This is a genomic window from Sedimentisphaera cyanobacteriorum, from assembly GCF_001997385.1.
Taxonomy (GTDB): Bacteria; Planctomycetota; Phycisphaerae; order Sedimentisphaerales; family Sedimentisphaeraceae; genus Sedimentisphaera; species Sedimentisphaera cyanobacteriorum.
The window spans coordinates 90,736-107,190 of record NZ_CP019633.1; the positions used below are offsets into that span (position 1 = coordinate 90,736).

General features: G+C 47.6%; 10 protein-coding genes. 7 read left to right on the forward strand and 3 right to left on the reverse strand.

Annotated elements, in window-relative coordinates:
* Window positions 1-35: 35 nt before the first annotated feature.
* Window positions 36-1,220: a prepilin peptidase gene (locus L21SP3_RS12275; RefSeq protein ID WP_123785095.1), complete on the reverse strand. Its 1,185-nt coding sequence runs from the start codon at window positions 1,218-1,220 to the stop codon at window positions 36-38.
* Entirely contained in the window at window positions 1,207-2,079 is an 873-nt protein-coding gene (gene murB, locus L21SP3_RS00310; protein WP_077538416.1) for a UDP-N-acetylmuramate dehydrogenase, read from the reverse strand. The genes L21SP3_RS12275 and murB overlap by 14 nt, the downstream gene beginning before the upstream one ends.
* A gap of 1,031 nt (window positions 2,080-3,110) precedes the next feature.
* Here murB and L21SP3_RS00320 point away from each other — a divergent pair.
* From L21SP3_RS00320 to dnaA, 7 genes are all read left to right on the forward strand, one after another.
* Complete coding sequence (locus tag L21SP3_RS00320) at window positions 3,111-4,544, forward strand: hypothetical protein (protein WP_161488016.1); 1,434 nt, start codon at window positions 3,111-3,113, stop codon at window positions 4,542-4,544.
* Between the two features lie 5 nt (window positions 4,545-4,549).
* Complete coding sequence (locus L21SP3_RS00325; protein WP_077538421.1) at window positions 4,550-5,731, forward strand: substrate-binding domain-containing protein; 1,182 nt, start codon at window positions 4,550-4,552, stop codon at window positions 5,729-5,731.
* A gap of 128 nt (window positions 5,732-5,859) precedes the next feature.
* Window positions 5,860-6,645 (forward strand): PEP-CTERM sorting domain-containing protein, encoded by a 786-nt coding sequence (locus tag L21SP3_RS00330; protein ID WP_077538422.1) that lies wholly within the window; start codon window positions 5,860-5,862, stop codon window positions 6,643-6,645.
* Window positions 6,646-6,839: 194 nt separating this feature from the next.
* Complete coding sequence (locus tag L21SP3_RS00335) at window positions 6,840-9,410, forward strand: LamG-like jellyroll fold domain-containing protein (RefSeq protein WP_077538424.1); 2,571 nt, start codon at window positions 6,840-6,842, stop codon at window positions 9,408-9,410.
* Window positions 9,411-9,881: 471 nt separating this feature from the next.
* Window positions 9,882-11,225 (forward strand): threonine synthase, encoded by a 1,344-nt coding sequence (gene thrC / locus L21SP3_RS00340; RefSeq protein ID WP_077538425.1) that lies wholly within the window; start codon window positions 9,882-9,884, stop codon window positions 11,223-11,225.
* An 874-nt stretch (window positions 11,226-12,099) separates the two neighbouring features.
* Complete coding sequence (locus L21SP3_RS00345) at window positions 12,100-13,311, forward strand: 6-phosphofructokinase (RefSeq protein ID WP_077538427.1); 1,212 nt, start codon at window positions 12,100-12,102, stop codon at window positions 13,309-13,311.
* 77 nt (window positions 13,312-13,388) lie between these two features.
* Complete coding sequence (dnaA, locus tag L21SP3_RS00350; RefSeq protein ID WP_161488017.1) at window positions 13,389-14,732, forward strand: chromosomal replication initiator protein DnaA; 1,344 nt, start codon at window positions 13,389-13,391, stop codon at window positions 14,730-14,732.
* A 5-nt stretch (window positions 14,733-14,737) separates the two neighbouring features.
* Here dnaA and mgtE read toward each other — a convergent pair whose 3' ends face one another.
* On the reverse strand, window positions 14,738-16,123 hold the full coding sequence (mgtE, locus tag L21SP3_RS00355) for a magnesium transporter (protein WP_077538431.1): 1,386 nt from the start codon (window positions 16,121-16,123) through the stop codon (window positions 14,738-14,740).
* Window positions 16,124-16,455: the final 332 nt, after the last annotated feature.

The following is a 16,455-nucleotide window of genomic DNA, read 5'->3' on the forward strand; positions in this document are numbered from 1 at the left end:
TGCCGTCCGAAGGGTTTCTCAACCGAAATCACGCTTCAGCCGGCAAACCCCATTGTATTTGAAAGCCATTCAAAAACGGCTTCACGGAAAATAATAACAAAAACCGCCGCCAAAGACAAGAACGGCCCGTAAGGAATTTCCTTATTTTTTTTCGTTATAAGCTGAATCACGGTGAAGGCAAGCCCGAAAAACGGTGCCGCAAAGAAAATTATTATCGAAGGAAGCGCTCCGCAGAAAACGCCTATCGCCCCCATCAGATGAACGTCTCCAAGCCCCATTGCTTCTCTTCCGAAGGCAAGAGTGCCGAGGATTCGGGTGAGCCAGACGATCCCCGCACCTGTAAGATACCCGCCGGCTGCACCCAGAAGGCAGGATAAATGCGGGTTGGCAGCGAGATTCTGCCAGCTTTGAAGCGGGGTAAGCAGTTTCCACCCGGCCAACGCAAACAAAACTATGGGAATAAGAAATACAAATTCCTTCAAAACCTCTCTGCGGTCGTTGAAGCCCGGGTTTTCGGATATATTCTCCTGCGTCTCGGCCGGTTCTGCTTCCAGCTCGAGGCCTTCGTAGCTCGGTTTGATAATTCCCGCATCCAGCAGTATATTAGCGGCTAAAATCCCCGCGCCGCCTCCAGCGATGAGGCCGGAAAAACGCAGAGAGGAATACGGAAAAATCTGAAACTCTGTTATTTGCCAGTAATCGATAAAAAACGGGGCTGCAGCTGCTGTGAGAAGCCCGAAGATTGCGGCGAAAATGCACAGCGACATAGGTATCAGATACATCTCCAGATCAATCGCTGAGGCAGCTATCAAGCAGCAGAACAAAACCGCATGCGATAAATACAGCCACCATCCGCCTGCGAAGAAATCTACGAAATTCGTTTGTGAATTCGAAAAGCTTATCGTTCCTGCGCTGAAGTAGAAGTAGTACAGAAGGGCGAGAAAGGCTGCTGTTAGAAATTCAATAATTACGTATCTCGGCGAGATTCTCGCCCCGCAGCCGCGGCATTTGCCCCTGAGCATAAACCACGAGATCAGCGGGAGATTCTCCCTGAGCGGAATAAACTTACCGCAGCTCGTACAGAAAGACCGCCTCTCCGAGAGAAATACCCCGCGGGGGAGCCGATGTATTACAACGTTCAGAAAACTGCCTGCGCACGCCCCGACAACGAACATATAAAGCATTATGCCCGCTGTTACGAGCCAATCACCACATATCAATTTCCAGCTGCAGATCAATATCGGCAAGCTCCCGAACCTTTTCCCTGATTTTTTCGATAAGCCCGATGATATCCGAGCTTGTGCAGCCTTCTTCTGCGATGATTATATTGCAGTGTTTCTCGCTGAGCTTGGCTTTTCCGTTTTCTGCTCCCTTAAGCCCGCAGCTCTCTATAATCTCGCCTGCCGAGCGGCCTGATACATTCCTGAAAACGCAGCCTGCTGTCCGGCGGTTTACAGGCTGATGATTCTTCTTGTAGATCCATATCTCCTGCACCCGTTTGAGCAGCATTTCCGAATCGGCAGGGGTAAGCGAGAGCTCCACAGAGGTGATAATTGATTCGTATATGTTGTTCTGCCTGTATGAGAATACAAGTTCCGGCTTGTGTTTACTGAAGGTGCTGCCCTGCATATCTATAAGCTCTACAGATTCAACAGATGTCCCGATCTCTCCGAAACGCCCTCCTGCGTTCATCTTCACTGCGCCCCCGAGACTCCCCGGGATGCCTGTGAGCGATTCAAGACCCGCAAGACCTTCACGAACCGATTCAAGAACCAGCTTGCCCAGATTAACCCCGCTGCCTGCGATGATTGCACCGCCGCGGAATTCGAACTTGCTGAAATCTCCCTCAAGCTTTACTACAAGCCCCTTTACGCCCTCTTCCCGAACCAGAACATTCGAGCCCTGTCCGAGGACTTTTATATCCAGATTTTGCTGACTTGCCCTTGTTATCGCCCTGCGAAGCTCATTGATATTTTGAACCGGAGCGAAATATTCGGCATTCCCGCCCACGCCGTACCAAGTATGGCCGGCGAGCGGATAGTTTTCCTTCACGAAATCCAAATCAGAAAATAGGCTCATTTTTTCCTTTCGATGCGATAAGTGTTCATATCGAAGCCGGCTGATTTCAGCGCCGGCCTATACTATAGAAGAGTAAGTTTTTCGGGCTTTCAGTCAAGCAAAATCGATTAGTGCAGTGCCTCGGTGCAGCAATACTCCTTGGCAGGCCCCCTCTGCAAGAGGACAGCTGATTGACATTCTACTAAAGCACTATCGATTGCGATATGATTTGGTTTAAGCTGCGCGGGATTTGGTTTTAAAATACATGGGATTGGTTTAAACCGCGAAAGGCGCGAAGATTTTTTGTAAATTGTTTTACAGCAAGCTCTTACATTCTTAAAAATATGTGCGCTGTTTAACATTCCCCGTACTACAGCGGAGTTCGCCGTGGCGGACCCGCTAGGCATTCTTTTAGAAAAGATTTTTCCGCTTACCGCCGGCTCTTCACGTTTCGCTATCCTAGCGGGGAGCTTGCGCTCCTCCGCTGTATGCCGCCGGCTTATTGCGTTGCGGGATGATTTTTTATATTACAGCGGTGCGGCACAAGCCGCCCGCTAAGCCGACACAACGAATAGACTCTTCATATTACAGCGGTGTTCGCCGTGGCGGACCCGCCAGGCATTCTTTTAGAAAAGATTTTTCGCTTATGATTTTGCCACTCGCCACTCGCCACTCGCCACTCGCCGCTCGCCACTCGCCACTCGCCACTCGCCACTAATCTTCACTAATTCCAATAAAATATCGTTTTTTCGTGGTATAATCCAAATAAAATCTGTGTCATCTGCGTCATCTGTGGATAAAAAATAAATTGAAACCATATCCTCTTCGTGTTTTTCGTGCCTTTCATGGTAAAAAAACACAAAATCTGCGCAATAAAATCCTTCGCTGCGGATTAAATATACGGATTTGATGTTTGAGTTTTTTTTCGCCCCGAACAAAAAACAGTATAAATTTAACTCCCTTCTGACATTAACCCTATTGACATATAACTTTCAAAAGCTATAAGTTTTATGTGCGTTTTGCGAATTTATATTAGTTTTATTGAGTTTAAAATGGCTATTGTAAGGTTTTTAACTGTTTTAACGGCTTTCTCGCTTGCCGCAGACTCAGCGGTTGCGGAAAGTGTATCCCTGAAGGTAAGCCCCGAGGTCAAACAGGGGCAGATCAGCAAAGAGCTGATGGGTTTCAATGCGATATACTGCTGGAATCCGAAGGATTTCTGGTATTACGGGAACAACATTGAGCTCTTCGAAGATCTCAATACCGGCGTTCTCCGATACCCTGGAGGCGAGGTAAGCGATTACTTCCACTGGAAGCTTCCAACCTATGACGGCTGGCATGATGCATGGAAAAACAATCCCGATTTAGACCCCGAACTCGCCCCCGAGAACGACAACTACCTCACTGTTGATGATTATATCGAGCTTTGCGAAAAGATAGGCTGCGAGAAGATGGTGGGCGTGAATATCGATTCCGGACTGGTTTTCAATCGAAATGCTGATTCTCTCCGCGAGGCGATGGAGTTCGTGCGATACTGCAAGGAAAACGATTACGGCGTTAAATACTGGTATATCGGCAATGAGCCCTATCACGAGAGCTCGCGGATTTCAATTTCTGCAGAGCAGTATGCAAGGATAGTAAAGAATTTTGCCTCCCGAATGAAACGCATAGACCCTGATATTCAGATTATCATCAACTGGCAGAAAGGCGTTTTCAAAAACTCCGGCTGGAATCATATCAAAAAAATCATTGAACACTCCGGCGAGCTTGTGGATGTTGTGGACGTGCATTGGTACTGGAACTGGGGCAAGGCGAGCTGGAAGAGCTGGCTTTCACAGAAGCCGATGAGTCAGAAAAATGAGTGGCATCCGAATGCCCCGTCCTACGAGAAAACTATAGAAATCTTCCGCAAGAGAGCAAAGACTCTGGGCAGAGACATTAAATTCTCTTCTCTGGAATGGAACGTAGGCCCTAAAGACAAAGGTGAGGACCTAACTGCAAGGCAATGCTGCCTGATGCAGGCAGAGATTATGATGCAGTTCATAAACGGCGGGCTCGATATCGCATGCATGTGGCCTATAGACACCCCTAACAGACCGAACGCCAGGTTTAGCGGGAGGAATCTTTTCGAAGGCAAAGATAATCCCCAGCCCGTGTACTACGTTTTCAGGCTTTTGTCTAATGTTATGGGCAAAACGCTGATTGAATCAGAGCCTGAAGATTTTACGCTCCCCTCAGCAGCAGCGATGGATGAGGCCAGCGGGAAGATTTACGTTTTTACCCTCAATAAATCAGAGCTTGAAAGACAGGCTGAAATTGAGATTGAAGGGGCGGGAAACCTGGAGGTTTCCGCAAAAATTGCAGCACCTCTTGAAACAGAAAATGATAATATTATTTCACCTTTGAAAATATCTTCTGCAAAAGAAGGCACAATTAAGGCGGTAATGAAACCGTACAGCTTCGCAATGTTTGAAATTCTCAGGTGAAAGCTTTGCTTAATCGCCGATCAATACTTTTAGTAATAGACAGGACAAAAAGCAACGGCCGAGAGCTGCTCAAGGGAATAAGCAGCTACGGCAGGATGGTAAAAAATCTCAACTTCAAGATTATCGATGCCGAAATCGCCACCGAGCTGAAGAGAGATGCTTTTGTTGAATATGTCTCTCAGTCCGCTGAGGGAGTGAGCGGGATAATTATGGTGGAATCTGTTTATCTCGATTCGCTTCCTGATTTTGGAGTGCCTGTAATTCTCGCTTCCGCCTCGAGAACCTTTGCCAAAGGCGATTATTTAATCCAGGTAAACAATCAGGCGGTAGCAAAAGAAGCCTTCAAACACCTCACAAGCTACGGACATTCATTCTTCGGATACGTTGGCCTGAAAGGTTTCGACTGGTGCAAAGCGAGGTTTGAATTTTTCAGCGAGGAGGTTGAAAATCAGGGTAAGATGCTCAGGAGCTTCTTTTACGAACCTGCCGGCAAATACACAATGAAAGAGCCTTTCCGCCCGGGTTTGGAAGAATGGCTCATTTCCATACCAAAGCCGGTAGGCATTTTTACCGCAAGCGATTTATCAGGCAAACACGTTATAGAGGCGTGCAGGCGTCTTGATATCAAAGTTCCCGATGAAGTTTCGGTGCTCGGCGTGGATAACGATGATTTGATTTGCGACTTTATGAACCCCACCCTCTCAAGCGTTAATCTAAAAACCCGAGACGGCGGGTTTGAGGCCGCCAGACTCCTCGGCAAATTAATGAACGGCGAGAAATGCCCCCCGCAGACAATCATCATAGACCCGGGCAAAATAGCCGTAAGACAGTCAACAGACTTTATCGCTGTGCGCGAGGAAAACGTGGCTAAGGCGCTTCGATTTATTAGAGACAATGTTCTGCTGCCAATACAAACCGAAGATGTATGCGAGGCAGTATGCTGCTCGAGGCAGTTTCTATACAACAAATTCAAAAGGCACCTGAGATGCTCTGTACACGATTATATCAGAAGATGCAGGATCAGAAAGATATGCGAGCTGCTTATTGAAACAAATCTCACCATTTCTGAAATCTCATACAAAATGCACTTCCCAGACCCTGACCATGTTTCGAGGTATTTCAAAAAGCAGAAGGGAATTTCACCAACACAGTACCGCAAAAATCTGCGTTCCGAAAGAACCGGGTAGTTTACAAATCGGTGGGAAATTTGTGAATTTTGGCGGTGTTTTTGCCTTGGGATTTGCTTTGCAAGGCTGTACAATCAAATCTGTAGTGATATTAATGTTTAATTTTTTAGTTTAATCGGAGGCGTACTATGAAAAAAATAGTATTTATTTTAATGCTGGTTTCGATTTTTGCAGCAGGAAAAGCGTTGGCGCTTGATTATTACTGGAGCGGAGCAGACCCAGACGACGATCTGATCAGCAATCCAGACAATTATTGGGGCTCTGAACCTGCGCCGGGACAGGATGACTTGGTTTTTATTGGAAGACCAGGTTTTTATGCTGTTTGCGATGAAACAGTTACAGATTTTGAAGTAAAAGAATTTACTATTGCCAAAGAAAATAACGGTTTGTGTCAGCTTGACATGTCAGGCGGCTCTATTTCTGTAACTGACATGTTCTTTATTGCAAAACAAAATAATAACGGTGTTGAAGGTGTTCTTAATATGAGCGGCGGAACGATTTCCACCGGAAGCTGGTTTAACATCGGAACCATGAAGAAAGGCACTGTGAATATGACAGGCGGGCTGATTGATGTTGGCACAAAGCTTGCGATGGGTATGTACGGCGACGGGTCAGCCGTTCTCAATCTCGACGGCGGGACAGTTAGTGCCGAGCAGATTGATATAATAGGCCAAAGCGCAACAGAGCCTACAAAGATTAATATATCTTATGGGACTCTAAAACTTAAAGGCGATCAAGTATCGGATGTTTTAAGCTTTGTCAGTGCAGGAAAAATAGTTTCCACTACTTCCTATGATGTAACTGCAAGCTATGATTCCAATTTAGATCAGACACTTGTAACTGCTCCGGAACCTGCAACTCTCGCATTTCTTTCTGCTGGTCTTTTTGCTTTCAGGAAGAAACGCAGAGCTTAATTTGATTTTGCTTTACTAAGCCGGCCTGCACAGAGCTAGTTCAGTTTGTATAGGGCAAGAGCTGAGTTTACAAATCGGTGGGAAATTTGTGAATTTTGGCGGTGTTTTTGCCTTGGGATTTGCTTTGCAAGGCTGTACAATCAAATCTGTAGTGATATTAATGTTTAATTTTTTAGTTTAATCGGAGGCGTACTATGAAAAAATTAGTATTCGTTTTATTCGCATTATTAATCTTTACCGCCGGTACGGCAGTAGCAAGCGATTACTACTGGAGCGGCGGCGACCCGAACAACAATCTTATCAGCGATCCCGACAATTATTGGGATGGAGACTATGCCGGCATACCTCCCGGACTGGGAGATATCCTCTACTTTGACTACGAGTGGAGTTCGCTGATGGAGATGGATGAAACTGTGGATACTGAGGTTGCTGAGGTTTATCTCGGGAAAGCCACTGAGGACGTGGTTTTCGAGATGAACGTAACAGGCGGAAGCCTTCAAGTCAGCAATAAATTCGTAATGTCTAAAGATAACAAGAGCGGGATGGAAGCAACGCTCAATATGAGCGGCGGAACAATTTCCACCGGCGGCTGGTTTACTATAGGCAGCAGCCAGAAAGGTACTGTAAACATTACAGGCGGGCTGATTGATGTAGGTTCAAAGCTTGCGATGGGCATGTACGGCGACGGGTCAGGCGTTCTCAATCTCGACGGCGGGACAGTTATCGCTGGAGAGATTGATATTGTAGGCCAGAGCTCAACAGAGCCTACAGTGGTTAATATCTCCGATGGAACTCTGATTCTTGACGGCAATCAAGTTACACAGGTTGGCGATTACGTAACCAGCGGCAAGATTGTTTCCACCAAGCAGGATTTCGGGATTGCAGCTGAGTATGACGAAGAGAATAACGAAACAGTCGTTACTGCCAGCTTGGAGCTAACTGTGGCGAACAATCCGATTCCCGCAGACAATTCAGCGGGAGTGGATTACGACCGCGATATGCTCGACTGGACTGCCGGGACCGAGGCAGATAAGCACGATGTTTACTTCGGCTATAACGAGGCGGACGTAGAGGCGGCAGATACAAGCTCCGATCTCTACCTCGGCAGGATAGACCCGAACGAAATCGCCGTTGACTACATCATGGGAATCCCGCACTACTGGCGCGTAGATGAAGTAAGCGCAGACGGCACAGAGATCTGGACTGGCGATGTATGGTCTTTCACCCCGCAGAATCAGTTTATGATTGATGATTTCGAGGATTATACAGGCGATGAAGGCAGCAGGGTATTCGAAGTATGGAACGATGGGGTTGGCTATTCAACTCCTGATATTGTCCCGGGCAACGGAACAGGCTCTCAGGTAGGATACGCTGAATCACCTTATGTGGAACAGAGCGGCTCTGGAAACGGCCAGATGATGCCGGTGTACTACAACAACGACGAGGCCCCATACTACTCACTGATAACAAGAACGTTTGAAACAGTTCAGGATTTTACAAGAGAGGAAATCCAGGCGATTGGGTTCAATTTCAAGGGAACTGAAGATAACGACGTTGAGCCGATTTATCTTATCGTAGAAGATGATATGGGCAATCAGGCAAAGCTCAGCTATGCAGGCGACGCTGAGGATATTGCTTTCGGGCCTATTGCGAACTGGGATTCAGGCTTCAGATTCAATGCAGACCTCGCAGATGCCTCCTCGCAGGGCGCTGACCTTACGCAGGTGAAGAAGGTTCATATCCAGATAGGCGAAGAAACAGCCTCAGCCCCCGCAGGCAGCGGAATGGTACTGATTGATAATGTTAGTATATTTGCGCCGAGATGCATTTGGGACTCCACAGGAGACGGCACGCCAGATTCATTCCTCCAGACAGCAGACTTCAACCACGACTGCACAGTAGATGAGGCTGATATGCTCTATATGGCAGGCCAGTGGCTGGATTCAGACCAGACGCTTACCGCTGAAGAGCCCGATCAGGCTCACAAACTCGTCCACTACGACTTCAACGGCATAACCGATCCGAACACAATCTTCGACATCTCAGGAAACGGTTACGACGCCTACCCGACAACGGGAGATACTGCAGTAGTTCAGTCATCAGGCGGGTATAACGGAAGCGGCTATGCAGACTTCGACGGGAACTTCCACTTCCTTGCTCCGGGAGAGGCCTTCAGCAGTCTTACTGATCAGGTTACGATTTCAATGTGGCTCAAGATTCCGGATACTGGTGCGTACCAAGATGTAATGAGAATCTATAGAATCCAGTGGAGAGATGAATCTGCCAGAATTAACCTAACTCCAGAAAAATCAATCAGATTTTTCTCCGGCTCTGGAGATAAAGAGCTTGATGGTGTTAATGAGTACTATCCTTCAGATGCTGATCAGAGATGGGTTCACTACGCATTCGTTAAAGATGCTGGTGCATCCAGGGCAACAATCTATATGGATGGTCTGCCCGTTGAAACCAACTACAATGCTGATATTGAGATTATCGGCAGCGAGATTGTGAATGCCAGTCTCGGAGGCGTTAGAGAGGCCACCGGCTGGGGTCGGATGGAAGGCGATATGGACGAGGTGCAGGTTTACGACTATGCCCTTGCTCCAGCGGAAATCCTCTATCTTGCCGACGTTCCAAGCATGACGATTCCGCTTGCGGACAACAGCGCTGATGTTGATGACAGCGGCGAGATAAACCTTTCAGATTATGCACTGATGGCAGGCGAATGGCTGAAAACTGAGCTGTGGCCTGAACCGCTTTACTAATCTGATTACACTTTACTAAACACTCAAGGACGCAGGGAATATTCTCTGCGTCCTTTTTTTGCAGCTAATCTCCGCAGCAGGGGAGAGAGAAAGGAAGGGAGATTTTTTAGACGGGATTTTCAGCCGCTGAGCAGCGCTGAGATATTTCAGCCACTGAGCAGCGCTAAGATGCGCTAAGGAATTTGACCAACGACTAATTTTCACTAATTTCCGCTAAGATGGTTTATTCGCGGTGGATAATTCATTTTAAAACCGCGAAGGACACCAAGCCCGTGAAGGATTTTGTAAGATATTTTATAGAAACGATTTACATTCATAAAACAATCTGCGTCATCTTTGGAAAAAAACGGCTCTTCGGTAAATTGTTATTCGAATTTTTATGTACTTTCAGCCCGTAAAAAATATAATTCGGAATCTGAATGCTAAATACAGATTACCGTTTCACCCATAAATGAGCCAACAGGAGCAAAAATGGCAATTACAGCTTATCAAAAATGTATAAACCCGGACTGCGGGGCAGAATTCGACCGCACCGAAGCGATATTCAAGTGTCCCAAGTGCGGCGATCTACTGGACATACAGTACGACTGGTCTAAGGCTAAGCTGCCTGAGAAGATGGAAGATTTCTCTAAGCGCTGGGCAAATCGCAATCAGCGTCTTGATTTCTCCGGCGTATGGCGTTTCCGCGAGCTCTTGAACTTCTGCGAAGACGAGCATAAAGTTACGATAGGCGAAGGCCAGACAATCCTCCAGCAGAACGATTTTATCGCAAAAGAGCTGGGGATGGACAAGGGAAACGTTCATCTTCAGTACGAGGGGCTTAACCCTTCCGGGTCTTTCAAGGATAACGGAATGACAGCTGCCTTCAGCCATGCGAGCCTCGTTGGTGCGAAAAGCTGCGCCTGCGCATCAACGGGAAATACAAGCGCAGCGGTATCCCTGTATGCCCACAGCTGCGGGATGAAATGCACGGTTTTCATCGGTCAGGGACGAATTGCCTTCGGAAAGCTAAGCCAGGCGATGGACTACGGCGCCCAGACAATCCAGATTGCCGGCGATTTCGACGACTGCATGAAGCAGGTGCAGGATGTATGCTCGAAGCTGAACATATACCTGCTCAATTCGCTCAACCCCTTCCGCCTCGAAGGTCAGAAAACGATTATGTACCGGATTATCGAATCGCTGAACTGGCAGGTGCCCGACTGGATCATCGTTCCGGGCGGAAACCTGGGCAACTCCAGCTCATTCGGGAAGGCATTCAAAGAGCTCAAAGACCTCGGCCTGATAGACAGGATCCCCTGCCTTGCAATCATTAATGCATGCGGGGCAGACACCCTCTCCTATCTGGTGAACCAAAGGGGGCTCAAATGGAACAGCGGATGGGTGGAAAGCAAAGAAATCAACTCGCTCTACGCTGATTTTACTGCGAAGAAATTCTCGCCGCATACTATCGCTTCAGCTATTGAAATCTCAAGGCCGGTAAATCTCAAGAAATGCCTCAGGTCAATAGAGATTTGCGACGGGCTCGTTATAGACCTGCCTGATGAGGAGATTAAAGATGCCAAGGCGATGGTGGGCAAATACGGCCTCGGCTGCGAGCCTGCATCTGCCGCGTCTGTTGCTGGGCTAAGAAGGCTCGTGCAGGACGGGACAATCGACCCGGGCGAGAAGGTGGCCTGCGTGCTAACAGGACACGCCCTTAAAGACCCTGACCTTACCGTAAACTACCATACTAAGCGGGAGGGCGTGCTGAGCAATCCGCCGGTGGAAGTGCCGAATGATTTGGATAAGATTATCGATATAATCAAGGCCTGAGCAGTTTGTGAAGATTTCCATAGCTGAGATAGAGCGGTTCGGAAACCTTTTCTAATAAATCTTAGAATTTCGCAGCATCAATTTATAGTATGTGATAATAAGCCAGCGTTTTTCTCTCATAAATCCGCAAAGCTGCAAAGTGTCAAATTCAAGTGGGCAAGAGGCAGAATGGAGAAGAATTAAAATCCAAGTAAAGAACCTATGAATGGTAATTTTTCATAGCCTTCATCTCTTAAGTAGCCCTTGAGCCAGTTTTGCCGCTGTTGAACTCTTTGGGTTTGTCTATTCAAATTCGCTGCAGGCGGAGAAATAGGCGGACAACCAGTATCTACTATATGCTGTCCGCAGCATTTACGGACAGAGCCAGCGGTTCGCTGCTTAATAATGCAGCGTCGTACAGCGGAGGAGCGCAATCTCCCCGCTAGGATAGCGAAACGTGAAGAGCCGGCGGTAAGCAAAAAATCTTTTCTAAAAGAATGCCTAGCGGGTCCGCCACGGCGAACACCGCTGTAGTACGGGGGATCTTATCGCTGCGGAAAACAGACTCTCACGGACAAACACTTGGGAAAATAGTGCGCATTTGTGGAAGTCCGTGATGGTCGGTAATGATTTCGTCACTTGCCACAAAAATCTGTGCAATCAGTGGATTATATCCTCTCCGCTTCGCAGACGGGGAGAACACGCAGGTTTGCCTCTAATTGCCAACAAAACCCGCAGACAAAAAATACTATTAACGTCCCGGAATTTGTCGGAAATTGAAAAGGGCTTTTCAGCTGGGCAAGATTTTGTATAATCCTTTGGTTGTCCTCTGCGGAGGTTTTCGGATTACAGTTTCTTAAATTATTAACGACTATATTCAGGAAGGTATATACAAATGTCAGAAGCTCCAAAAGGAAATGCAATAGTAAGCCAGTCCGGCGGTCCTACAGGCGTGATAAACGCCTCTCTTGTGGGTGTTATCGAGGCAGCTCAGAAGAGCGAAAAAATCGAAAAGATCTACGGCGCAGTGCATGCGGTAGAAGGGATCGTTAAGGATGAGTTTGTTGATCTAACCGAGATAGACTACAAAACTCTGGACATCGTTGCCTCTACTCCCTCATCAGCCCTCGGTTCAAGCCGCGATAAGCCCGATGAGGCATACTGCAGGGAAATCCTTGAGATATGCAAGAAGAGAAACGCCGCATACTTCTACTATATCGGCGGGAACGACTCTGCCAACACCTGCAAAATAATCAACGAGCAGGCAGAAGCTGCCGGCTACAATATGCGTGCCTTCCATGTGCCAAAGACGATCGACAACGACCTTAGAACCACAGACCACTGCCCGGGCTACGGAACAGCTGCGAAGTTTGTTGCCTGCGCTCTGATGGGAGACGATCTGGACAACAGAGCACTTCCCGGCGTAAAGATTGATGTGATTATGGGGCGTGATGCAGGCTGGCTCACCGCCGCTTCCACCCTCGGCCAGAGGCGTGAAGACGACGGGCCTCACCTTGTGTACGTTCCCGAGCGTCCTGTTTCAATCGAGAAGATGGTTGAGGATATCAAGGGCGTTTACAATAAGCTTGGACGCTGCGTTGTGGCTGTGAGCGAGGGCATTAAAGATACCGACGGAACTACATGGGCGAAAAAGCTCGCTGAGAATGCGGAAGTTGATTCGCACGGAAACGTTCAGCTCTCAGGTACCGGAGCCCTTGCAGACTTCCTCGCAGGCAAGATCAAAGGGGGCACAGGTATCAAGCGTGTTCGCGCTGATACATTCGGCTATCTCCAGAGGTCTTTCGCAGGGCTTCAGAGCTCCACAGACGTATCAGAGGCCCGCGAGACAGGCCGCAAGGCTGTAGAATTCAGCATGGAATACCCAAGCGGCTCTGCTATTATGAAGCGCACCGGCAGCGGCGAGAACTACGGCGTTAAGTTCGAGAGAACAGAGCTGAGCAATGTTGCTGAGTTTACAAAAGACCTGCCGGAAGAATACATCAATGACGAAGGCAACGGCGTAACTCCTGCGTTCAAGGAATATGCCTATCCGCTCTGCGGCGAGCTTCCGGAAACAGGTTATTTGGGCAATAACCCAAAAGTTTAAAGTAAATATCGCAAGGCGCGGCAAAGCTGCTGCGCCTTTTTAGTTTCAGTTTTGAAAAAGAGTTTAGAAAGTCTGTTGTGAAAGGGCGCAAAGTGCCTCAGAATGTGGTTGATTTCAGCAGTATTATAGATGCTGCCAGAAAAGCGGATCCGGCAAACGCTAGGGGCTGGTATGAACAGCTCGAGCTGGTGAGTTTTGAAGGCGGCACGCTGAAGGTATTGTGCCCAACGACAGCTATCGCAAATTTCCTTTCCGAGAATTGCCGCCATGCCTTTACTGCTGCCGCTCAGACTGTTACAGGCCATCTGCTGGGTGTAGAGTTTATTTGCGAAGAGATTGAAGAAAACTACCCGCAATTCCAGCCTCAGCAGAATTGTGCCAACCATGACATCCCATACACCCTCCACCCAGACCTTACGTTTGATAACTTTGTGGTTGGTCAGTCCAACAGGCTAGCTCATGCAAGCTGTGTTGCGATAAGCAATTCCCTCGGCGTTACCTACAACCCGCTTTTTATACACAGCAATGCGGGACTCGGAAAAACCCATCTGCTCCATGCGATTTGCACAAATGTGGCCTCGCATAATCAAAATCTCAAGATACGCTTTCTCACTTGCGAAGCTTTTGTGAGTAAGTTTGTGGAGGCGATCGAAAACGGCGACCTTCTCAAATTTCAGGAAACTTTCAGAAACGTTGATATGCTGATCCTCGATGATGTGCAGTTCCTCAGCGACCGTGAGAGCAGTCAGGATGAATTCTTCCACACCTTCAACGCCCTGCACAGCCAGCGAAAGCAGATTGTCCTAAGTGCAGACCGCGCACCGAGCGAGATACCCTCATTGGATGAGAGGCTGCTGAGCCGGTTCAAATGGGGGCTTGTAGCGAGGATTGACAAGCCCAGTTTCGAAACAAGGCTCGCTATCGTTAAGAAAAAGGCGAGGATTCGAGGGATTGATATCCCCGAGGATGCGGCCTCTGCTATAGCCTCAAAGATTACCTCAAATATTCGAGAGATTGAAGGCGCTATTACCACTCTCGGCGCTATAGCCTATACAGACAACGCCGAAATAGATATAAATCTGTGCAACGATATTCTCGGTTGCAAAGAGGTTGAGCCGCAGTCAGTTTTGAGCTTTTCTGATGTTATTGAAGCTGTGGTGAAGTATTTCAAGGTAAAGCAGAGCGATCTGAAGGGCAAATCAAGGCAGAAATCCATAGTCCGTCCGAGGCAGATTACGATGTATCTTGCGAGGCATAAAACTAAGATGAGCCTCGAAGAGATTGGTTATAAAATAGGCGGACGAGACCACAGCACGGTAATGCATTCAATAGATAAGATCGCTAAGCTCAGCAGGGAAGATAAACTGCTTAAGCAGCAGATAAAAGACTTGGAGAACCTTTTGGATGTTGCTAAATATTAAAATCTTCAGCCCAAAAATGCGAGAGTTGTAAACAGGTAAATTGATACGCTTATAGAGTCGTTGGCAGTTGTAACTAGCGGGCCGGAGCTGATGGCAGGGTCTATGCCGATCTTTTTGAAAAGGAACGGGAGAAACAGTCCGAGCGTAGTGGAAACCATTACCGCTGCAGACATGGCAATCCCGAAAGCCAGAGACACCATAACGTAATTCATTCCCGATGCAGGGTCGTGATTCCCGAGAACATCTGAGAGTCCTGTATAAATAAGCCCGCCTATGAGCCCGCAGAACATCGCTATAAGAAGGGCAATCCTCGCCTCTCTCATAAAAACCTGCCCCAGATTCAAAGCTGCCATATGGCCTGTTGCGAGTCCGCATATAACAACAGCGGAAGTTTGAAGCCCTGCATTACCGCTTATAGCCGCTATCATCGGAGCAAATGCCGCTGCTACAGTGTAAACCTCAGTAAAAGAATTCTTGAAAAACAGCAGAACCATCGCTGTTACACCTGTACCAATCAGGCAGGGCGCAAGCCAAGTCATACGTATCCTTGCTGCCCTGAATATGCTTGTGTCGTAGAGCTCTTCAGCATCAGTACCGGCGATTGTGTATATGTCTTCGGCCGCCTCTTCTTCCGCCACTTCCAGCACCCTGTCTGCTGTAATACGCCCCACGAGAACATTATTCCCGTCCACAACAGGCACAGCTATAAGGTCGTTTTTGCTGAAAATATTCTTGATTTCTTCCTGATCGTAAAAAACGCTCACAGAGAGGCTGCTTTCCTCTATAAGCTCCTCGATTTTCTGCTCAGGCTCCGCTGAGAACAGATTCCTTATCCTAACGTCCCCAAGATAAACGCCTTCAATATCAACAACATAAACGGCGTAGAAGTCTTCATCGCTTTCCTGTATCTTGAGAAGTTCAATAGTTTCGTGTACTGTAGAGCCTTTGGGAACCGAGAGAAACAGAGGATCCATAATACCGCCCGCTGAATCGTCCGAATACTGCATCAGGTTTTTGATAGTCTCTGATTCGTCGGGCTTCATTGTCCTGAGCAGGTGTTCGCTGGCGCTTGGTGGCAGCTCGCTGAGAATATCTGCTGCGTCATCAGGGTCGAGCTCGTAGATGAGGGTTTTGAGCTGACGAACATTGAGCAGTTCATAGAGCTCTGCTCTTGTGGCCTCGTCGAGCTTTTCGAAAACCTCAGAAGATTCTTCTTTAGGAAGGCATCCTAAAATCACAGCATTCCTGTCGCCCTCAAGCAGCTCCATAACTTCCGCAATTCGGCTTGTTCGCTGCTGGTCGAGGAGGGTGCAGAGCATATCAATGTTGTTATTCTCTGTATATTCGTTGATTTTTGAGATTAACTGCTTTGCCTTCAGTTCTTCAGCCATAATACTGCTCCCAGTTCCAAGCAAACGTGCGGATAGTTTTCAGCGGCAGGCGGAGCGTAATTTTAATTTTACGTATTCAGCTTTATAGCCCGCCGGCTGGCATAATGTTACATATACCCGGCAATACTTCAAAGCTTTTCTGCTGCTGAAGGCTGTTAGTTTGCGATAATATGTTTTAGACGGGATTTTCAGCCACTGAGCAGCACTTAGATACGCTAAGGAGTTTGATGAACGACTAATTTCCCCTAATTTCCGCTAAGATGGTTTCTTTGTGGTGAATAATTCATTTTTAAACCAAGAAGGGCGCTAAGGGCACGAAGGATTATTATAAA